We start from the raw sequence: 19,699 nt of genomic DNA on the forward strand, positions 1-19,699 counted from the left end.
AACTGTATGCGGACACCGCACCCTCCACGTGCAAACGAGCTTTTGCCCTGCACGAAAGATTTTGGAAAGCGATGCGACCATGACCAAGAAAACACCTTCCACTTCCCGTTCGGATTTCGATGAAGCAGCTCTGTTCTTCCACCGTTATCCGAAGCCCGGAAAGCTGGAAATTCAGGCGACAAAGCCACTTGGCAACCAACGAGATCTGGCGTTAGCTTATTCTCCCGGCGTAGCCGCTCCCTGCCTCGCAATCCACGAAGACCCGGCAACTGCCGCCGAATACACCGCTCGCGGCAATCTCGTTGCCGTCGTGTCAAACGGCACTGCTGTTCTCGGCCTCGGTAACATTGGTGCGCTTGCTTCCAAACCGGTCATGGAAGGTAAAGCCGTCCTTTTCAAAAAATTCGCCGACATCGACGTATTCGACATTGAAATCGACGCGCACGAAATCGGTCGCATCGTTGATGTTGTTGCCGCTTTGGAGCCAACTTTCGGCGGCATCAACCTTGAAGACATCAAGGCACCGGAGTGCTTCGAAGTTGAAGAACAGCTTCGCGCGAAAATGAACATTCCGGTTTTCCACGACGACCAGCACGGCACAGCGATCATCGTTGCTTCGGCGGTGTTGAACGGTTTGGAACTTGCCGGCAAGAAAATCGGGGACGCCAAGATCGTTACATCGGGCGCTGGCGCTGCGGCCCTTGCCTGCCTCAATCTTCTCGTCAATCTCGGCGCGAAACGCGAAAACATCTGGGTCTGTGATCTCGAAGGCGTTGTCTACGAAGGCCGTAACACGCTGATGGATCGTTGGAAGGAAGTTTACGCCCAGAAGACTGACGCGCGCGTTCTGGCCGATGTCATCGGTGGTGCTGACGTCTTCCTCGGCCTGTCGGCTGCTGGCGTGCTGAAGCCTGAACTTCTGAAACAGATGGCCGAAAAGCCACTCATCATGGCCCTTGCCAATCCGAAGCCGGAAATCATGCCGGAAGAGGCTCGTGCGGCCCGCGCCGACGCCATGATCTGCACCGGACGTTCGGATTATCCAAACCAGGTCAACAACGTTCTCTGCTTCCCCTATATCTTCCGCGGCGCACTCGATGTCGGTGCGACTGCAATTAACGAAGAAATGAAGCTGGCGGCTGTCCGCGCAATTGCCGCTCTTGCCCGCGAAGAGCCTTCGGATGTCGCTGCACGCGCTTATTCCGGCGACACACCCACTTTCGGACCAGACTACATCATTCCATCGCCATTCGATCAGCGCCTGATTCTGCGTATCGCCCCGGCAGTGGCCAAAGCGGCCATGGAAACAGGCGTGGCGACACGCCCGATCGAAGACATGGAAGCCTATCTCGATCGTCTGAACCGCTTCGTCTTCCGCTCCGGCCTCATCATGAAGCCAGTCTTTGCTGCCGCCCGCGCGCAGGAAAAACCAAAGCGCGTCATTTATGCAGATGGTGAAGATGAACGCGTGCTCCGCGCTGCTCAGGTAGTCATTGAAGAGCGTATCGCAGCTCCGATTCTCGTCGGACGCCCGCAGGTTATCGAAACACGCTTGCGCCGCTACGGCCTCAAGATTCGTCCGGGAACGGATTTCGAACTCATCAATCCGGAAGACGATCCGCGCTATCGCGACTATGTAGACCTTTATCTGTCCTACACCGGCAGGCAGGGCGTCACACCGGAAGCTGCACGCACCATCGTCCGCACGAACTCGACCGCAATTGCCGCTCTCGCGGTTATGCGCGACGAAGCAGACGCCATGATCTGCGGTCTTGAAGGTCGCTTTGAACGCCACCTCCGTGTCGTACGGCAGATTATCGGCAAGGTTCCCGGTATCCGAGACTATTCCGCCTTGAGCCTGCTCATCTCGCAGCGCGGCGCCCTCTTCCTCACAGACACTTATGTCAACGTCGAACCGGGCGCGAACGAGATCGCCGAAATGGCAATTCTTGCTGCAAAGGAAATCAGCCGCTTCGGTATTGAGCCAAAGGCTGCTCTCGTATCGCATTCGAATTTCGGATCGAAAGAATCAGCCAGCGCCGAAAAGATGCGTGAAGCAGCGGCAATTCTTGCCGAGAAGGCACCTGAGCTGGAATCCGATGGCGAAATGCACGGCGACTCTGCTCTCTCTCAGGCTCTGCGCGATCGTGTGTTCCCGAATTCGCGCCTGAAGGGCGAAGCCAATCTTCTTGTCTTCCCCAACCTTGACGCTGCAAACATCACGCTGAACGTAGTCAAAATGGTTACAGATGCGCTGCACGTGGGTCCAATCCTGCTCGGCGCGGCACGTCCGGCACATATTCTGACGCCATCCGTCACCTCGCGTGGCGTCGTCAATATGACAGCACTGGCAGTTGTTGAAGCCTTGCAAAAATCAGGAGAGACTCTTCGCAAGAAGAAGTAATTTAACAACAACTAAGTTAGATGATTATAAAATGAATTTAAATAGCGGCGAGTATATTTAGATATACTCGCCGTTAGTATTTAATTTACTATATTTTTTAAACATGATATCGCCAGCATCGTTATCGAGGTTATCATGTTTTTTATTTCAATTAATTCTAATAGATCACTGACTTACTCAGTAGTTTTGATATTCTCGGGAATATTGGCTGGCTGTACAACTATACGCCCTCCAGAATTATGCACGCCTGCCGAGCAAATACAGCTTAAGAAGCAACTTCGCGTCACCCAGTCACTCCTTGATCGCAAGGAAGCAGAGCTTTCTCAGATGAGAAAGACCTCGGCTCAGAATCGTTGCGTCGGGAGCCTGTTTACACCTGCTGTCAAATCCGCACAGTGCACGAAATTGCTGACCAGAACAGATCATCTGGTAAGCGAAACACAGACTTTGCGCGAACGCGTCAATGAGCTGAATATGGCGCTTGCCGGACATCCGTCTGCGTCCAAACATGTCAAATCGTGCAAGGCCTCCTGGGTGGTGCCCCCTAAGAAACCTCAGTCGAAAACTGTCCACGTACCACAGCGGAAGTCCAGGGGCATCGCCAAGCCGAGCGCCGAGATGGCCAACTCAATTGCATTGCCTGCCTATGAAACTCCCGCTCCTGTCGAAACAGAGAAAGTGGATTACACGTCATCTGCAACGGTGGAGACCTCGAATACGACACCGGCCTATGTTGCACCTGTCGCAACGACACCGCCTGTGGAACGCCCCTATACGGCAAACGCAAAAGTCAGGGTCGTCGGGTCAGGGTTCTTTCCGGACCAATCAACACCAGCAAGTCAGCCAACTCCGGCCCATGCGCCTGCCCCGTAAGCGCCAGGCGCAAGGGCATGAAAAGGTTCTTGCCCTTGCGCCCAGTTGCAGCCTTCACTGCTTCGGTCCAGACTTTCCATGTCTGATGATCCCAGGGAGCTGGTGGCAGAAGGGCAAAAGCCTCTTCCAAGAAAACGCGATCCTCTTCTGACGGGTCCGGCGTTTCTGGCAGATCACCGTCAACGATGGACCACCAATGCACCGCATCCTTGAAGCGGTCGAGATTTCCTCGCACTGCCCGCCAAAAGGGCTCAGCCTTCTCGCCGCAAATGCCCATGGCAGCCAGACGTAGCTGGGCTTCTGAAAACGGCATCTCGTGCAGCAGGGCCCGATTGAGCGTGTCCAGTTCCGCAGGATCGAACTTTGCCGATGACTTCGATATGGATGCCAGATCGAAACGTTCGGCGAGACTTTCCATATTGGGTGCCGCCGAAACATTTTCCGAGGTGCCGATCAAAATCGCCAACGAGGCCACTGCCATCGGCTCGAACCCGGCGTCGCGCAGCGATCCGACAGACAGTGCGCCGGTTCGCTTTGAAAGCCCCTCGCCCGAAATTGTCGTCAGTAGATTGTGGTGCCCAAAAACCGGAGCCTTGGCCCCCAGTGCCTCGAAAATAGCAATCTGCACACCGGTGTTGGTTACGTGGTCGTCACCGCGAATGATGTGCGTGACACCGAGATCAATATCATCCACCACCGACGGCAAGGTATAAAGATAAGTGCCGTCTTCACGCACCAGCACAGGATCGGACATAGAGGCCAGATCGACGGTCTGCGGGCCCCGAACAAGGTCATCCCAATGAACCTCCGTGCGCTGCGTATCAAACGGATCAGCTTCGAAATTCGGCAGCAGGAAACGCCAGTGTGGCTTGCGTCCTTCAGCTTCAAACGCAGCTTTCTCATCGTCAGTGAGTTTTAAACCTTCGCGGCCATATACCGGCGGCAGACGACGTGCGAGGCGCAGTTTGCGGCGACGCTCCAATTCATCAGCCGTTTCATAGCAAGCATAAAGCAAACCAGCCTGTTTGAGCTTCTCTACCGCCTTGCCATAAACATCAAAACGCTTCGACTGATATTCGACGCGATCAGGTTTGACACCGAGCCAGTCAAGATCGACTGCGATTGCCTGCGCGTATTCTTCCCGGGAGCGCTCAACATCAGTGTCGTCATAGCGCAGAATGAACTTGCCGCCATTCTTCTGTGCGAAAAGCCAGTTTGAAAGCGCTGTGCGTGTATTACCAATATGGATATAGCCCGTCGGCGACGGAGCAAAACGAACGGTTACGGTCATCTTATTGTCTTTCAGCGGTCGCGGAAGCGGTTCGTTATAGGGTAGCGGCGATCGCGTCCGAAATTCTTCTTGGTAATTTTAACACCGGGCGCCGATTGTCGGCGCTTGTATTCAGCCAGATAGAGCAAATGTTCGATCCGTTGAACGGTTTCGAGCGGATGCCCGCGCTCAGCAATCTCGGTGTTGCTCATTTCGTTTTCGACAAGGCATTCAAGAATATCGTCCAGAACCGGATAAGGCGGCAGACTATCCTGATCCGTCTGGTTTTCACGCAGTTCAGCAGACGGCGCCTTGGAGATGATGTTGTGCGGGATCACTTCACCCGATGGGCCAAGCGCACCGTTCGGAACATGACTGTTGCGCCATTCCGACATCGCATAGACCTGCATCTTGTAGACGTCTTTGATCGGATTGAACCCGCCATTCATGTCGCCATAAAGCGTCGCATAGCCCACCGACATTTCAGACTTGTTGCCGGTGGTGACAACCATCGAACCGAACTTGTTTGAAACAGCCATCAGAATGGTGCCGCGTGCGCGGCTTTGCAGGTTTTCTTCGGTAACGCCGCTCTCGGTGCCTTCGAACAGCGGATGTAGCGCTTCAAGAAAGCCTTCAACTGGCGCAGAGATCGGAACAATATCGTACCGAACACCGAGCGCTTTTGCACAATCGGCCGCGTCTTTCAGAGATTCATCAGATGTATAGCGGTAAGGGAGCATGATGCAGCGCACCCGATCCTTACCCAATGCATCGACGCCGAGAGCCGCGCAGATTGCCGAATCGATGCCGCCCGAAAGCCCGAGCACCACATCCTTGAAACCGTTCTTGTTCACATAATCCCGCAAGCCCAGCATGCAGGCGGAATAATCAGCTTCAAGCCCTTCAGGAAGAATAGCCTTTTCGCCTTCTTCACAGCGCCAGCCGTCATTCTCTCTGCGCCAAACGGTCAGCGTGATCTGCTCCTCAAACTGAGGCAATTGCAGACAGAGCGACCGGTCAGTGTTGAATGCAAACGATCCACCATCGAAAACCAGTTCATCCTGTCCGCCAACCTGATTGGCATAAACCATCGGTAACTCGGTTTCGATCACCTGCTTCAGGACAACCTGATGGCGCCGGTCCATCTTCGCACGGTGATAAGGCGAACCATTCGGTACGAGCAAAATCTCTGCGCCACTCTCAGCCAGCGTTTCCGCCACACCGAGTTCGCCCCAAATGTCTTCACAGATTGGAATCCCGATGCGAACACCACGGAAATTGACTGGCCCCGGCATTGGGCCTGCCTGAAATACGCGCTTCTCGTCAAACTCGCCATAGTTGGGCAGATCGACCTTGAACCGTTCGGCAATGATCTCGCCGCCATCCAGAACCGCGATAGAGTTGTGCAGACCACTTTCACGGCTAAGCGGCGTGCCGATAATGACGCCTGGTCCGCCGTCGGCAGTGTCGCTCGCCAGCGCACGAACAGCCTTTTCACACGCAGCAAGAAAAGATGGTTTCAGAACCAGATCTTCCGGCGGATAACCAGAGATGAACAATTCTGTAAACAAAATGAGATCGGCCTTCATCCTGGCCGCCTCAGCGCGTGCCGCGCGTGCCTTGGTCAGATTTCCGGCGATATCGCCCATGATGGGATTAAGCTGCGCAACGGCAATACGGAGCATGGCAAGATTCTCATGAGAGGCAAACATGCCCAAGCTTTAGCGCGCTTGGGCAAGCAAATGCAACGGATGCGATCAACAGAGCACTCTGTTTGTCAGGCCAAATAGGTATTGGCGAGGATATAACCCCAGATCGCGACGACGAACACAATGGAAATCAGAACAGCAAGAGAACCGCAGTCCTTTGCAATCTGAATTTCCTTATGAAAATCCCGCGAGACGGCATCACACGTTGCCTCGATACCAGTGTTCAACACTTCCACGAGGATGAGAAACAGGATCGAGCCAGTCATGAAGAGGAAAGCGAGCCATGTCGGCGCAAGGAAAAAAGCCACCGGCAGAGACAGAAGAAACAGCACAAGCTCCTGTTGGACGGCCTTTTCATGTCGTGCGAGGTACTTCAGTGCTCGCATGGAATTAAGAAAGGCCAGGAAAATGCGCTGCATCATTACCCTCAATCAAATTGGTTACAGCTTGGCCCGAAAATCAGAGCCAATTTTCTGAAAGCATAAAGCGTCCTTTATGCATCCATTCAGACACATGCCGCTCCAAGGCAATCAATAGGTGAGTTTCCCCGAAATGCAACAGGGCGGAGATCGAAACCTCCGCCCTGCAAGCTCTAGAATGTTGGAAACAGGTCAGGCACTCGCAACCTGCTTGTCCGCACCTGCATCGCGCTCCTTCTTGAGGAGTTCGGCCAGCAAAAACGCGAGTTCCAGCGCCTGATCGGCGTTGAGACGTGGATCGCAGTGCGTGTGATAACGATCGTGCAGATCTTCTGCCGAGATCGCACGCGCGCCGCCCGTGCATTCCGTCACATTCTTGCCGGTCATTTCGACATGGATACCTCCCGGATGCGATCCTTCAGCGCGATGGATCGCGAAGAAGGACTCCACTTCCTTGAGGATACGGTCGAACGGACGCGTCTTGTAGCCACCGGCGGTGATCGTATTGCCGTGCATAGGATCGCATGACCATACGACCTTGCGACCTTCCTTCTCGACAGCACGGATAAGCTGCGGCAGATGATCACCAACCTTGTCGTAGCCAAAGCGCGCAATCAACGTCAGACGCCCTGCTTCGTTTTCCGGATTCAGAAGATCGATAAGGCGGATGAGATCATCCGGCTGCAGCGACGGCCCACACTTGAGACCGAGCGGATTCTTGATTCCACGGCAGTATTCGATATGCGCATGGTCAGCCTGACGTGTGCGATCACCGATCCAGATCATGTGGCCGGACGTGCCGTACCAGTCGCCGGACGTCGAGTCCACACGAGTCAGCGCTTCTTCAAAGCCAAGAAGCAGCGCTTCATGGCTGGTGTAGAAATCGGTTTCACGCAGCGAATGATTGCTGTCAGCCGTAATACCGATTGCACGCATGAAGTTCATGGTCTCGGAAATACGCTGCGCCAAAGCTGCATAGCGTTCTGCCTGCGGGCTCTTGCCGACAAAGCCGAGCATCCACTGGTGAACGTTCTCCAGATTAGCGTAACCGCCCTGAGCGAATGCCCGCAGCAGGTTAAGCGTAGCCGCCGACTGGCGATATGCCATGTCCTGACGCTGCGGATCGGGAATGCGCGATGCCGCGTCGAACTCGATACCGTTGATGATGTCACCACGGTAGGAAGGCAGTTCCACACCATTCAGCGTTTCCATGTCCGATGAACGTGGTTTGGCAAACTGACCGGCGATACGACCGACCTTCACGACGGGCTTCGACGCACCGAATGTGAGTACAACGGCCATCTGAAGAAAGACGCGGAAAAAGTCGCGGATGTTATCCGCGCCATGTTCAGCAAAGCTTTCAGCGCAATCGCCGCCCTGGAGCAGAAATGCCTTGCCTTCGGCCACTTCAGCCAATTGCTGCTTGAGCTTACGCGCTTCACCTGCAAAAACCAGCGGCGGATAGGTGCGAAGACGGGCCTCAACGTCGTTCAGAGCCTGTGCGTCCGGATAAAACGGCACTTGCTTGATCGGTTTGTTTCTCCAGGAATGCGGGGTCCAGTTCTTCGTCATTTGAGCACCTGTTTGCTTCTATCCGCTCGATTTCTCTCGGATTATATCCTCCTTACACGAATGCCGGTATCCCTTAACGGGCAGCCCACATCTGACAAAGATGACAGTCTGCCCCGGAAAACCGGCCTGCGTGGTCGCGCTGATATAATGCAGGCCGAGACTTTATGCCAGCAATAATCGTTAACCGGAGAAACCGGTCGCGAAAGAGTTAGCCGTCAACTTTCTCACCATTCACGACGCGATAGGTCGGCTTGTACATAGTGACCAGTTCTTCGGCCGCTGTCGGATGAACCGCCATCGTGCGATCGAAGTCATCCTTGGTCGCACCAGCCTTGAGGGAAATACCCAGAAGCTGAGCCATTTCACCGGCATCTGGCCCCATGATATGGGCCCCGACCACCCTACGGCTCGCGGCATCAACGATGAGCTTCATCAGCATTTTTTCATTGCGGCCGGAAAGCGTGTTCTTCATAGGGCGGAACAGCGCTCGGTAAACCTCAAGTTCCGGATACTTCTTCGCAGCCTCGTCTTCCGGCAAACCGACCGTACCAATTTCCGGCTGAGAGAACACCGCCGTCGCAATCAATTCATGGTCGGGCTTTGTCGGATTGTCTTTGAATGCAGTTTCGAGAAAGCACATGGCTTCGTGAATTGCCACTGGTGTCAGCTGGACGCGGTTCGTAACATCACCCACAGCCCAGATGTTCGCGACATTGGTGCGCGAATAATCATCAACCGGAATGGCACCGATTTCATCCGTCCTCACACCGGCTCTCTCCAGCCCAAGACCCGTCGTGTTGGCCTTGCGCCCGATCGCCATCATTGCCTGACCGACTTCCAATGTATCGCCATTGTTCAACGCAATTTTCAGATTACCGTCGGACTGCTTCTCGATTTTCTCGAAAACCGCTTCGCAAATGATACGGATACCTTTTGCTTCCATGGTTTCATGCAAAAGATGGCGCAAGTCCGGGTCGAAACGGGAGAGGATTTCCTTGCCTCGATACACGAGTGTCGTTTCGACGCCAAGGCCGTGGAATATGTTCGCGAACTCAACAGCGATATATCCGCCACCCGCAATGGCAATCGCTTTCGGCAGCTCAGCGAGATGAAACGCTTCGTTGGAGCTGATGCAATATTCATGTCCAGGCATGGATTCGGGCATGCTCGGATGACCGCCGGTCGCAATCAATATCTGGTCTGCAGTAACGCGACGACCGTCTGCCTTCAGCTCGACAGTATGTTCATCGATCAATTCGGCGCGGCTGGCAAAAATTTCGACATCGGAATTCTGGAGGCCCTTGGTGTAGAGCCCTTCAAGCCGGGCAATTTCTTTGTCCTTGGCATCGATCAGCTTTTTCCAGTCAAACGTCGATGTGCCGACATCCCAACCATAGCCGGCTGCATCCTCGAAATGCTCAGGAAACTGCGAAGCATAGACGAACAGCTTCTTCGGCACGCAACCACGAATAACGCAGGTTCCGCCCATGCGATATTCTTCTGCAAGACCGACTTTTTTGCCCATGGCTCCAGCGAGACGCGCTGCCCGAACACCGCCAGAACCGCCGCCGATAACAAAAAGATCATAGTCGAAGCCGGTCATGGGATTCTCCAATAAACATTAGGTTGGCTGTTATGTAAGCAAAAGAAAAAGCCCGGCCAAGGGACCGGGCTTTCAAATTCCGCGTTACAGCAAAAATTACTGCTGCGCAGGCTGTGCCGGAGCTGCTGCAGCGCCAGCCTGTGCCGCCAGAACCTCAGCTACGCCGGTCGCCAGATCACGGGCGATGCCATTCTGCCAGATATTTGCTGCCTTCACGACTTCACGCGTCACAATCGGGCCTTCGGACAGAAGCTTCTTGCCTGCAGGCGACGTATAGAATGCTGCGATGGCTTTGAGTTCGTCTTCGGAAAACGCTTTTGCATAGGCGCGAGCGGATTCGGTTTCGAGATCAGCACGGCGGGAAGCAAGAGCGAGAGCCTTGTCATCGACAGTCTTCGTGATCAGGGCTTCCAGATTCGGATCCTTCTGGATCAGTTCACCCTTGAGGGAGCGCGCTGCGTTCGGCAGAATTTCGTCGAACTGCTCAGTAGCACTAATCGCAGAAATAGCAGCACGGGCAGCTTCCAGATGAGCTTCAGTGATTTCCTGTGCCGAAGCTGCATGAATGCCCGACATCAGTACGAGCGCGGATAACGGTGCAATCAGACGGCGAAAGCCAGTTGCCGGGATCATAAGGTCAGTACTCCGTTCAATCAGTTCAAGACCGGTTCATGGTGCGGATGCCGTCGTTGCCGGCAACCACTGCCGCACGCGCCAGTCCGATGAAAAGTCCGTGCTCGACAACGCCTGGAATTGCGAAGAGAGCGTCAGATAGTGTCTTTGGATCGGGAATGCGGCCAAAAGATGCATCCACGATATAATGCCCACCATCTGTTACGAAGGGTGAGCCATCTTTTAAACGCAGTGCCAGCGGGCCTGCAAGACCACACTTCGCAGCTGCTTCTTCAATCGCGCGCATGGTAGCACCAAGACCGAAGCGATTGACTTCCACAGGCAGCGGAAAACGCCCAAGTGTTTCGACGACCTTCGAACTGTCGGCAATAACGATCATTGCATCAGATGCCGCAGCCACGATCTTTTCACGAAGAAGCGCTCCACCGCCGCCCTTGATGAGCGAAAGGTTGGTATCTACTTCATCGGCACCATCCACGGTAAGATCAAGATGAGGCGTTTCATCGAGCGTCGTAAGCGGAACCCCGAGTTCCTCGCAAAGTTTTGCGGTGCGTTCGGAAGTAGGCACTCCAATGATCTTGAAGCCGTTGCTTACCTTGTCGGCAAGCAGGCGCACGAATTCCTCGGCTGTCGAACCAGTACCAATCCCCAGACGCATTCCGTCCTTGACGTGCGTGAGCGCTTCTGCGGCGGCTGCGATTTTCAGCTTGCGAGCTTCGTCCATACTTGAATTCCCGATATTCCCCTGCGGATTCTCATTGTGGTCCGGTTCGCCTCTAGCATGCGGACGCGGCACAACAAAGCGCCTATTCGAACTATGACGCAGAATTTCGGTTTTTAGAGCGCATCCCGATCGCGAGGTTGAGCCGAAGTCGACAATCAGATAGGACTTCCTTATTCCCCATTTCACACACGAGAAGCTAATGTCTGCTGCCAACCCTAAGCCCATCATCGTTTTCGATCTCGACGGAACACTTGTCGACACAGCGCCAGACCTTCTCGACAGTCTCAATCACTGCCTCGCAATATCGGGACTGAAAACAGCAGATCGTGAATCGTTACGCAGATTCGTAGGGCAAGGCGGACGTGTCATGATCGAACGTGCTTTCGCTGCGCAGAAGAAACAGGCCGACGAAGCACAGCTTGACAATCTCGTGGAAGAATTCCGCGAACATTATGCCGATCACATGCCGGGACATTCAACCTTTTTCCCAGGCGTTCTGGAAGCAATGGACCGCTTCTCGGCAAGTGGCTACGAGTTGGCAGTTTGCACGAACAAATTTGAGGCCTTGTCGGTAAAACTCCTGACTTCCATGGGTGAAGCCGAACGATTTGCTGCAATCTGCGGAGCCGATACATTTGCTTATCGCAAGCCTGATCCGCGCCATCTCACCGAGACCATCGTACGGGCTGGTGGCAATCGTGAACGGGCAATCATGGTCGGGGATAGCCGAACCGACATCGACACCGCAAAAGCTGCAGGCATCCCCGTTGTTGCCGTCGACTTTGGGTATACCGATCTTCCCGTGCAGCATTACGATCCAAGCCGTGTGATTTCGCATTTTGACGAGTTCACTCTCGAAATGGCCGAACAGCTCATCGATGCGGTCACCGATCCCGTATAAAGGGAGAATGGTAAATGATTACGCAGCGTTTTCTTATATTTGGCTTTGTTTTCTTAGCCACGGTATCAACAGCGTCTGCGAACGACGGATCGCCGGGACTGCCCGGCGTCCAGGCTCAAAAACCAATTGTGACCGCCCCGCCGCCTGCTCCCGAACCGGAACAGGCACCAAGTGGTAACTGGAAAAATTTTCGTGTCGGCAATACTGACGTTTCGGTCTCTGGAAGCATCACGATTGATGTCGGCACCAAGAACAGCCGGACGTCCGGTCGTTAATTGCGAGCGGATCGCACCAATGCCGATAGGACAGCAGGTATCTGAGCAGGCAAATCTTCCGCAATAAGTCCATGGCCAAAGCGTCGTGCGGCGTCCGCATGCATCCACACGGAAGCACACGCCGCTGCAAATGCGGGCATCCTTTGAGCAAGCAGGCCGCACACGATTCCCGTCAAGACATCGCCTGATCCCGCTGTGGCGAGCAGCGGGGTTCCATTGGCGTTGACCACTGCCAGACCACCCGGTTCCGCGATCACGGTATCGGGGCCCTTATAAATAAGGACTGCGTTAGCACGCCTTGCAGCCTCGCGAGCCTTTTCGATCTTTGATGTCGAACTCTTTGCTATATCTGGAAAAAGCCGCCGGAACTCTCCCTCATGTGGTGTAAGCACAAGAGCAGTCTTTATGCCCTGTCGCTTATCGAAAAGCTCAGCTGGATTCTGCTCAAAGGCCGTAATCCCGTCGGCATCAAGAACCAAACCATGAAACCCCTCAGCCTCACCGCTTGCGAGAAACAGGGCGTGCTCACGCGCGAACGCGGGATTTCCATAGCCCGGACCGAGTACCGCTGCTGCGACCTTGCGTTCGGCAAAAAACTGTCGAACATCCCTCAAACCACGGGTTTCGCGGATCATGATACTGGTCAAATGCGTGGCATTAACCGTCATAGCATCGGGCGGAGACAGAAGCGTTACCGCACCCGCTCCACTACGGGCCGCAGCGAGGGCTGATAAACGTGCGGCACCTGTCGAATGAGCGCCACCGGAAAACACGGCTGCATGGCCGCGACTATACTTATGGGCCTCAACGCCAGATACTGGCAGGGCGCCTGCCCAAAGGTCTGGAGCATTCTCGAATGCATGCGGTTCGATCGCCGCGAGTATGTGATCGGGAATGCCGATATCGGCCGCATGAAGTACACCGCAATGCGCCCTTCCCGGTTGTAGCAAATGGCCGGGTTTCTTGCGAAAGAACGTAACTGTTGCTCGTGCACGGATCGCCGTTCCGAGGATATGGCCGCTTTCACCGGATATGCCGCTAGGTAAATCAACCGCCACAACCGGCACATCAGAAGTGTTCACAGCATCAATCGCGATGGCTTCGGCTCCGTGAACATCGCGAGCGAGGCCAGCGCCGAATAATGCATCGATTACGCCACCGAAACTCGCGACCGAAAATTCACCTAAGTTCGAGACAGGCCCCTTGTAGAACAACGACGCACGCATGGCATCGGAGCCTTTCCTCGGGGGAGCGGATGCGAAGCACACAACTTCCAAACCCGCTTCCAGCAGAAACTGCGCGGCGATGTAGCCGTCGCCACCATTGTTGCCAGGCCCGCACAGAACAGCAACCGGAGCATTGCGAGGAAACATCCGCTGTGCAACCTCTGCGACGGCCCGGCCTGCAGCAAGCATCAGTGAGAAACCATCCTTGATACCAGTCTCGATCGTCTGGCGATCCGCTTCTGCCATTTCCTGCGGGGTCAGCAACTCGTACATCGCGTACCTTCTCAATACGGGGTCTCATTGTGATTAAATACGCGGCACCGGACTTTATGCAAGCTTGCCCTCTTTTGATGCACAATGACTAATTTTTAGACAGATGAACCAGAATGATAGTGCCTATTTCATACCCGTCATCAGAGTCCCGCTTGCACAAGCGTCATGAATAGTGCCACTCTGCCTGTGGATGAACGAAATCGAAGAATTTTTTTATACGGACTTCAAACTGGCACACTTCATGCTTCTCTATTGGTGAAACGGGCACAATGTCCATTTCCGTAGAAGAGCGGAGACCATTCTCTGATGAAAAAGATCGAAGCCATCATTAAGCCCTTCAAGCTGGATGAAGTGAAGGAAGCCCTTCAGGAAGTCGGCTTACAGGGGATCACTGTCATCGAAGCCAAGGGCTTCGGACGACAGAAAGGTCATACCGAGCTTTACCGCGGCGCCGAATATGTCGTCGACTTTCTTCCCAAGGTGAAAGTTGAAGTCATCGTCGCAGACGAAACCGTGGACAGCGCCATCGAAGCCATCCGCAAGGCTGCCCAGACCGGACGCATCGGGGACGGCAAGATTTTCGTCTCCAACATCGAAGAAGTTATCCGTATCCGCACCGGTGAATCCGGCGTGGATGCAATCTGATAATACCTGCGTACAATCCATCGTCGTGCAAACAGGGAATTAAAATGACGACTGCCAACGATATTCTCAAACAAATCAAAGACAACGACATCAAGTTCGTCGACCTTCGCTTCACCGACCCGAAGGGCAAACTGCAGCATGTTACGATGGATATCGGCCTCGTCGACGAAGAAATGTTTGTCGACGGCGTGATGTTCGACGGCTCTTCCATCGCCGGTTGGAAAGCCATCAATGAATCCGACATGGTTCTGATGCCGGATCCGACGACGGCCCATATCGACCCGTTCTTCGCTCAATCCACACTGGTCATCCTTTGTGACATTCTTGACCCGATCTCGGGTGAAGCCTATGGCCGCGATCCGCGCACGACCGCAAAGAAGGCGGAAGCCTACATGAAGTCGCTCGGCATCGGCGACACGGTCTATGTCGGTCCGGAAGCTGAATTCTTCGTCTTCGACGACGTGAAGTACAAGGCTGACCCGTACAATACCGGTTTCAAGCTCGACTCGACCGAACTGCCGTCAAACGACGATACTGAATATGAAACGGGCAATCTCGGCCACCGTCCGCGCGTCAAGGGCGGCTATTTCCCGGTACCGCCGATCGACAGCGCGCAGGACATGCGCTCGGAAATGCTGACCGTCCTCACCGAAATGGGTGTCACGGTTGAAAAGCATCACCATGAGGTTGCTTCCGCACAGCACGAACTCGGCGTGAAATTCGATACGCTGGTCCGCAACGCCGACAAGATGCAGATCTACAAGTATGTCGTGCATCAGGTTGCCAATGCCTATGGCAAGACCGCAACCTTCATGCCGAAGCCGATCTTCGGTGACAACGGTTCGGGCATGCACGTCCACTTCTCGATCTGGAAAGAAGGCAAGCCAACCTTCGCTGGTAACGAATATGCCGGCCTGTCGGAAAATTGCCTTTACTTCATCGGTGGCGTTATCAAGCACGCCAAGGCCGTGAATGCCTTCACCAACCCGTCGACCAACTCTTACAAGCGTCTGGTTCCGGGTTACGAAGCCCCGGTTCTGCTTGCCTACTCGGCTCGCAACCGTTCGGCTTCCTGCCGTATTCCATTCGGCAATTCGCCGAAGTCCAAGCGTCTGGAAGTTCGTTTCCCTGATCCGGCGGCAAACCCGTATCTGTGCTTTGCTGCCCTGCTCATGGCTGGTCTTGACGGCATCAAGAACAAGATTCATCCGGGTCAGGCCATGGACAAGGATCTTTACGATCTGCCTGCCAAAGAACTGAAGAAGATTCCGACCGTCTGCGGTTCGCTGCGTGAAGCACTGCAGTCACTCGATAAGGATCGTGAATTCCTCAAGGCTGGCGGCGTGTTCGATGACGATCAGATTGACAGCTTCATCGAACTCAAGATGGCCGAAGTGATGCGTTACGAAACGACGCCGCATCCGGTCGAGTACGACATGTACTACTCGGTTTAAGAAAGCTGCGCGGGCGTTAATCCGTTCGCGCCATTTCTTTTGCTCTTACCGAGGGGAACGACGCGCAACACTTGATGATTGCGCGCGCAAAAGAAACCCCGGCAATGCCGGGGTTTCTTTATTAGATCAATGCGATAATTCTAATATTTAAAGTGCTTTGAGCACACGAGCCGCCATCATCATTTCAATTTCGCGGTTCTTGCGTCGCTCCGCGGCTTCCGCGTCCGATCCCCAATGCTCGGTGGTCCAGTCCTCATCAATATGAGCCAGATTCCAGCCTTGCTCTGCAGTTATTTCGCCCTTCGCGATAGCAAGTGCAATAATCGCTGATCCGGTCAGCGTCGTCATTGTATGCAGTGACGCCAGCGCGATTGGGTCTTTGAAACCTGCCAGATGAACACCGAATGCCGCGATGGCTTCCCGAGGCTGTTCAATGTGCATCACACCTTCAGCAAGTGAAAAACGTGCGCCAAGGCCTTCCATCCAATCGATCAGCGGATCCCATTGCTCGGTCTGCCGGGAAACGAGTTCCTGCGGACTATCGGCGCGATAGCAAAGCATATCCGTGCCTGCGAAACGCAAAATGTCCTCGAAAACTGCCTGCGGATCCTGCGCAATCCCATCAATCGCCGTGTTGACGAGACGGGTCGCAGGCATTTTCCCCGGGTCGATAACCTTTTCCTGAGCGGTGAATTCGTCCGCTACAATCTGGGCCGCCGCCTTGGTCGGCAACAGCAGCAGATTGCGAGCCGGCGTCTTGACAGGGCGACCATCCAGATGGACGGTAAAACCGCCTTCAACTTCCGCCACTTCTGCCTTTTCGTAGAAGCGTTTAGGCAGTTGCGCCAGCATCTGCTTTTGTGCCCGCACGATCGGGTTTTCGTCCGAAAGCTGCTTTCCTGCCTCAAGATCACTCAAAATATCACGCATAGATTTGTCCAGTTCTGTGTCGCTGACTTGGTGGAAGGCTCAACAACTAGAGAACCTGTTCGTCCATACCTTGCAGCAATGCATGGAGTTCAGATGGCGCTTCCAGAATGTGATGGGCGCCAGATTCAATCAGTCCCTGCCGGTTATGATACCCCCAGGAGACGCCCACCGCCATAGCCGCCGCCGCGCGTGCCATCTGCATATCATAAACAGCATCGCCGATAACAATTGTCTGGCTGGGTTCTATCCCCATTTCCGCGCAGGATTCAAGCACCATGGCCGGGTGTGGTTTCGACGGGCAATCGTCAGCAGTACGCGTCACCACGAAATGATGCCCGATGCCATGACGTTCGAAAACAGAGCGAACACCGCGCTGGGATTTTCCGGTCACTATGCCAAGCAGAAGATCGTCCCTCGCCCCTAGCTCCGTCAGAAGCGGCAGAATTCCATCGTAGAGCGGCTCCGTGAAATCGGGCGCCTGTCGCAACATCACAAAGTTTTCCTTGTAGCGTTGCGTCAACCAATGCACCTGCTCATCCGGCTCGCGATCCAGAATCTTAGCAATAGCCAGATGCAGCGACAGGCCGATGATCGAATGCGTTTCCTCGATTGCGGGAGGTTCCAGACCGGCATCTGCAAAGCTCGTAGCCATGCATCTGTGAATGAAGTCACCGCTGTCGACCAGCGTACCGTCGCAATCGAAAAGGACCAGTTTCATCGGGCGTTGGTGACCTTTGCCGGCTTGTTGATAATCATCAGTCCGCAACCAATCAGCGCAAGAGCCGCGAATATTTTCCAGCTCAGGGGCTCATTCAGGATCAGACCGCTCAATAACACGCCGAAAGCGGGCGTGAGAAAGGCGAAATTAGAAAGTTTCGATGCCGGATAACGGCGCACCATCCAGAACCAGAGCGGATAGGTGAAAGCCACCACGAATATCGCCTGAAAGAGAAACGCCGATATGGACAAGGCATCCGGGCTACGAAGCAATGGGCCGCTCAACGCGATGAATGGCAGCGGCACCAGTGTCGCGACCACCAGCTGGTAGAGAAGCGTCTTTTCTGGAGCCGTATGGGCAAGCCGGGTTCGCTTGATAACCAGCGTGGTAAGTCCCCACAGCACACCTGACACGAGCGCAAGCATATCGCCATAGATGGCGTGCGGCCCCGGTCGGCTGACATGATCGGAGAAGACCAGAAACACACCCAGAAAGGCGATACACATGCCAACGAAGGCCCGGACAGACATCCGCTCGCCGAGAAGGAAATGACTGCCAATAGCGACCCAGAACGGCATGACGTTCATCATGAGTGTGACACGCCCAACGCTCGTCAGCTCCATCGCCAGAAAAATCAGAACGAATTCACTTCCGAACAACAGCCCGGCGGCAATTCCGGCCCAGAGCGTGCCATCACGCTTGAAAAGCGGAATACGGCGCCAGTAACACCAGAGAAAAACGCACAGGCCACCGAGCGCAGCACGCCCCGCCGCCATCAGCATGGGATTGAACCCTCGATTGCCGATCTTGATGGCAACCTGATTGAGCCCCCAGCTGAACATGATGAACATGACCAGCATGATGGCCAGCCCATCGAACGAAACTCGCCCCTCGGACGATCCCCCCGCTCCGCCTGACATTTTTAATCTTCCGCACTTTCCTCATCAAAGCCGAGCAGGTTCCACGACTGAACCATATGCGGCGGCAGTGGCGCGGTCACATCGATAGTACCGCCCGACGGATTTGGAATACGAATACGGCGCGCATGAAGATGCAGACGTTTTTGTATACCGCCCGGAAACTCCCAATTCTGGTCAGCTTCAAAATACTTTGGATCACCGATGATAGGATGACCGATATAAGCCGCATGCACACGCAGCTGATGGGTTCTACCGGTATAAGGCTCCATCTCCAGCCAGGTCAGATTGTTCCCTGCCTTCTCGATGATGCGGTAATACGAGACAGCGTGATCGGAATCCGGCTCGCCATGCTGGCAAACACGCATCTTGTCACCATCCGGTGTCTGTTCCCTGACCAGCCAGGTTGAAATCTTGTCCTCGCGCTTGCGTGGAACGCCTTTGACCAAAGCCCAATAGGTCTTTTTAGTGTCGCGTTCACGGAAGGCGGTGGTCAACGCCTGCGCTGCGCCCCGCGTACGAGCAACGACAAGCACGCCCGATGTGTCACGGTCGATACGATGCACAAGACGCGGTTTTTCGCCCTTCTTGTTGCGCCATGCCTCCAGCATTCCATCAACATGACGCGATACGCCTGAACCGCCCTGCACGGCGAGACCTGCAGGCTTGTTGAAAACGTACACTTTCGGGTCTTCATAGAGAAGCATCTGCGAAAGCACGTCGCCGTCCTGCTGGCTGCGGATTGTCCGCGCCGTGACCGGGCCGACGGCCTTTTCATCGACGCCAAGAGGTGGAATACGAACAGTCTGTCCGGCCTGAATACGCGTATCTGCCTTGGCCCTTGAGCCGTCGATACGAACTTGCCCCGACCGCAGAAGCTTCTGCAGATGGCCGAAACCCAACCCCGGATAATGGACCTTGAACCAGCGGTCGAGCCGCATGCCCGCCTCGCCTGTATCCACAATCTTCTGTTCAACGCCTGCCATGGAGAAACCCGATCAACTCTTGCTATTGCGGTGCGTACGCGCGCGCCGGTCATTAAGTCCTGTCAATAGACGCGAGTTCCGACGATTGCTAGGCGGAATTCCTGAAAACTGCAATTTGGCTGCTTTAGCAGAAACTGGTCCAGCAATCCCTAAAGAATTCCATTCTG

17 protein-coding genes are annotated in these 19,699 nt (G+C 54.6%); 5 read left to right on the plus strand and 12 right to left on the minus strand.

Going from position 1 to position 19,699, the window contains the following annotated elements; genetic code table 11:
- The first annotated feature begins 79 nt into the window (after window positions 1-79).
- On the plus strand, window positions 80-2,404 hold the full coding sequence (locus tag OHI65_RS15960) for an NADP-dependent malic enzyme (RefSeq protein ID WP_029924749.1): 2,325 nt from the start codon (window positions 80-82) through the stop codon (window positions 2,402-2,404).
- Window positions 2,405-3,194: 790 nt separating this feature from the next.
- Here the strand turns inward: OHI65_RS15960 and gltX are convergent.
- The 7 genes from gltX to rpiA form a co-directional block, all read right to left on the minus strand.
- Window positions 3,195-4,568, minus strand: coding sequence for a glutamate--tRNA ligase (gltX, locus tag OHI65_RS15965; RefSeq protein ID WP_012092002.1), 1,374 nt, complete (start codon window positions 4,566-4,568; stop codon window positions 3,195-3,197).
- Window positions 4,569-4,579: 11 nt separating this feature from the next.
- Window positions 4,580-6,259 carry an NAD+ synthase gene (locus OHI65_RS15970; RefSeq protein WP_012092001.1) on the minus strand — a complete coding sequence of 560 codons (1,680 nt, stop codon included), beginning with the start codon at window positions 6,257-6,259 and terminating at the stop codon, window positions 4,580-4,582.
- 65 nt (window positions 6,260-6,324) lie between these two features.
- A complete protein-coding gene (locus tag OHI65_RS15975; protein ID WP_125300227.1) occupies window positions 6,325-6,675 on the minus strand; it encodes a diacylglycerol kinase in 351 nt (116 codons plus the stop codon).
- Between the two features lie 192 nt (window positions 6,676-6,867).
- Complete coding sequence (locus OHI65_RS15980; protein WP_010660041.1) at window positions 6,868-8,247, minus strand: class II 3-deoxy-7-phosphoheptulonate synthase; 1,380 nt, start codon at window positions 8,245-8,247, stop codon at window positions 6,868-6,870.
- 208 nt (window positions 8,248-8,455) lie between these two features.
- Window positions 8,456-9,850 (minus strand): glutathione-disulfide reductase, encoded by a 1,395-nt coding sequence (gor, locus tag OHI65_RS15985; protein ID WP_125300226.1) that lies wholly within the window; start codon window positions 9,848-9,850, stop codon window positions 8,456-8,458.
- 96 nt (window positions 9,851-9,946) lie between these two features.
- Window positions 9,947-10,483, minus strand: coding sequence for a DUF2059 domain-containing protein (locus OHI65_RS15990; RefSeq protein ID WP_125300225.1), 537 nt, complete (start codon window positions 10,481-10,483; stop codon window positions 9,947-9,949).
- A 25-nt stretch (window positions 10,484-10,508) separates the two neighbouring features.
- Entirely contained in the window at window positions 10,509-11,207 is a 699-nt protein-coding gene (gene rpiA, locus OHI65_RS15995; RefSeq protein ID WP_125300224.1) for a ribose-5-phosphate isomerase RpiA, read from the minus strand.
- Window positions 11,208-11,406: 199 nt separating this feature from the next.
- Between rpiA and OHI65_RS16000 the strand changes: the two genes are divergently transcribed.
- Together OHI65_RS16000 and OHI65_RS16005 are read left to right on the plus strand one after the other, a co-directional pair.
- Window positions 11,407-12,108, plus strand: coding sequence for an HAD family hydrolase (locus OHI65_RS16000; RefSeq protein ID WP_012091998.1), 702 nt, complete (start codon window positions 11,407-11,409; stop codon window positions 12,106-12,108).
- A 14-nt stretch (window positions 12,109-12,122) separates the two neighbouring features.
- Window positions 12,123-12,383, plus strand: a complete 261-nt coding sequence (locus OHI65_RS16005) for a hypothetical protein (RefSeq protein ID WP_010660036.1) — start codon at window positions 12,123-12,125, stop codon at window positions 12,381-12,383.
- Here the strand turns inward: OHI65_RS16005 and OHI65_RS16010 are convergent.
- Window positions 12,380-13,882, minus strand: a complete 1,503-nt coding sequence (locus tag OHI65_RS16010; RefSeq protein ID WP_125300223.1) for an NAD(P)H-hydrate dehydratase — start codon at window positions 13,880-13,882, stop codon at window positions 12,380-12,382. The two genes, OHI65_RS16005 and OHI65_RS16010, sit on opposite strands and share 4 nt — an antisense overlap.
- Window positions 13,883-14,188: 306 nt before the next feature.
- Between OHI65_RS16010 and OHI65_RS16015 the strand changes: the two genes are divergently transcribed.
- Both OHI65_RS16015 and glnA read left to right on the plus strand, forming a co-directional pair.
- Window positions 14,189-14,527, plus strand: coding sequence for a P-II family nitrogen regulator (locus tag OHI65_RS16015; RefSeq protein ID WP_002964122.1), 339 nt, complete (start codon window positions 14,189-14,191; stop codon window positions 14,525-14,527).
- A gap of 44 nt (window positions 14,528-14,571) precedes the next feature.
- Window positions 14,572-15,981, plus strand: a complete 1,410-nt coding sequence (glnA, locus tag OHI65_RS16020; RefSeq protein WP_010660034.1) for a type I glutamate--ammonia ligase — start codon at window positions 14,572-14,574, stop codon at window positions 15,979-15,981.
- 147 nt (window positions 15,982-16,128) lie between these two features.
- Here glnA and OHI65_RS16025 read toward each other — a convergent pair whose 3' ends face one another.
- The 4 genes from OHI65_RS16025 to OHI65_RS16040 are packed head-to-tail and all read right to left on the minus strand — an operon-like array spanning window position 16,129 to window position 19,532.
- Window positions 16,129-16,911 (minus strand): ATP12 family chaperone protein, encoded by a 783-nt coding sequence (locus OHI65_RS16025; RefSeq protein ID WP_125300222.1) that lies wholly within the window; start codon window positions 16,909-16,911, stop codon window positions 16,129-16,131.
- A gap of 46 nt (window positions 16,912-16,957) precedes the next feature.
- On the minus strand, window positions 16,958-17,629 hold the full coding sequence (locus tag OHI65_RS16030) for an HAD-IA family hydrolase (protein ID WP_012091994.1): 672 nt from the start codon (window positions 17,627-17,629) through the stop codon (window positions 16,958-16,960).
- Window positions 17,626-18,549, minus strand: coding sequence for a DMT family transporter (locus OHI65_RS16035; protein ID WP_012091993.1), 924 nt, complete (start codon window positions 18,547-18,549; stop codon window positions 17,626-17,628). Before OHI65_RS16035 ends, OHI65_RS16030 begins: the two co-directional genes overlap by 4 nt.
- Window positions 18,550-18,551: 2 nt before the next feature.
- On the minus strand, window positions 18,552-19,532 hold the full coding sequence (locus tag OHI65_RS16040) for an RluA family pseudouridine synthase (RefSeq protein ID WP_010660030.1): 981 nt from the start codon (window positions 19,530-19,532) through the stop codon (window positions 18,552-18,554).
- Window positions 19,533-19,699: the final 167 nt, after the last annotated feature.

The sequence above is a fragment of the Brucella sp. MAB-22 genome (genome assembly GCF_025908475.1).
Taxonomy (GTDB): domain Bacteria; phylum Pseudomonadota; class Alphaproteobacteria; order Rhizobiales; family Rhizobiaceae; genus Brucella; species Brucella anthropi.

What these genes read in the sequence shown, in the direction of transcription:
- gor (WP_125300226.1), bottom strand. Translation starts at nt 9,850, where the DNA reads ATGACCGGCTTCGACTATGATCTTTTTGTTATCGGCGGCGGTTCTGGC.
- OHI65_RS16025 (WP_125300222.1), bottom strand. Translation starts at nt 16,911, where the DNA reads ATGCGTGATATTTTGAGTGATCTTGAGGCAGGAAAGCAGCTTTCGGAC.
- OHI65_RS15970 (WP_012092001.1), bottom strand. Translation starts at nt 6,259, where the DNA reads ATGTTTGCCTCTCATGAGAATCTTGCCATGCTCCGTATTGCCGTTGCG.
- rpiA (WP_125300224.1), bottom strand. Translation starts at nt 11,207, where the DNA reads ATGGACGAAGCTCGCAAGCTGAAAATCGCAGCCGCCGCAGAAGCGCTC.
- OHI65_RS15960 (WP_029924749.1), top strand. Translation starts at nt 80, where the DNA reads ATGACCAAGAAAACACCTTCCACTTCCCGTTCGGATTTCGATGAAGCA.
- OHI65_RS16030 (WP_012091994.1), bottom strand. Translation starts at nt 17,629, where the DNA reads ATGAAACTGGTCCTTTTCGATTGCGACGGTACGCTGGTCGACAGCGGT.
- OHI65_RS16010 (WP_125300223.1), bottom strand. Translation starts at nt 13,882, where the DNA reads ATGTACGAGTTGCTGACCCCGCAGGAAATGGCAGAAGCGGATCGCCAG.
- OHI65_RS16000 (WP_012091998.1), top strand. Translation starts at nt 11,407, where the DNA reads ATGTCTGCTGCCAACCCTAAGCCCATCATCGTTTTCGATCTCGACGGA.
- OHI65_RS16035 (WP_012091993.1), bottom strand. Translation starts at nt 18,549, where the DNA reads ATGTCAGGCGGAGCGGGGGGATCGTCCGAGGGGCGAGTTTCGTTCGAT.
- OHI65_RS15990 (WP_125300225.1), bottom strand. Translation starts at nt 10,483, where the DNA reads ATGATCCCGGCAACTGGCTTTCGCCGTCTGATTGCACCGTTATCCGCG.
- OHI65_RS16015 (WP_002964122.1), top strand. Translation starts at nt 14,189, where the DNA reads ATGAAAAAGATCGAAGCCATCATTAAGCCCTTCAAGCTGGATGAAGTG.
- OHI65_RS16040 (WP_010660030.1), bottom strand. Translation starts at nt 19,532, where the DNA reads ATGGCAGGCGTTGAACAGAAGATTGTGGATACAGGCGAGGCGGGCATG.
- OHI65_RS16005 (WP_010660036.1), top strand. Translation starts at nt 12,123, where the DNA reads ATGATTACGCAGCGTTTTCTTATATTTGGCTTTGTTTTCTTAGCCACG.
- OHI65_RS15975 (WP_125300227.1), bottom strand. Translation starts at nt 6,675, where the DNA reads ATGCAGCGCATTTTCCTGGCCTTTCTTAATTCCATGCGAGCACTGAAG.
- glnA (WP_010660034.1), top strand. Translation starts at nt 14,572, where the DNA reads ATGACGACTGCCAACGATATTCTCAAACAAATCAAAGACAACGACATC.
- OHI65_RS15980 (WP_010660041.1), bottom strand. Translation starts at nt 8,247, where the DNA reads ATGACGAAGAACTGGACCCCGCATTCCTGGAGAAACAAACCGATCAAG.
- gltX (WP_012092002.1), bottom strand. Translation starts at nt 4,568, where the DNA reads ATGACCGTAACCGTTCGTTTTGCTCCGTCGCCGACGGGCTATATCCAT.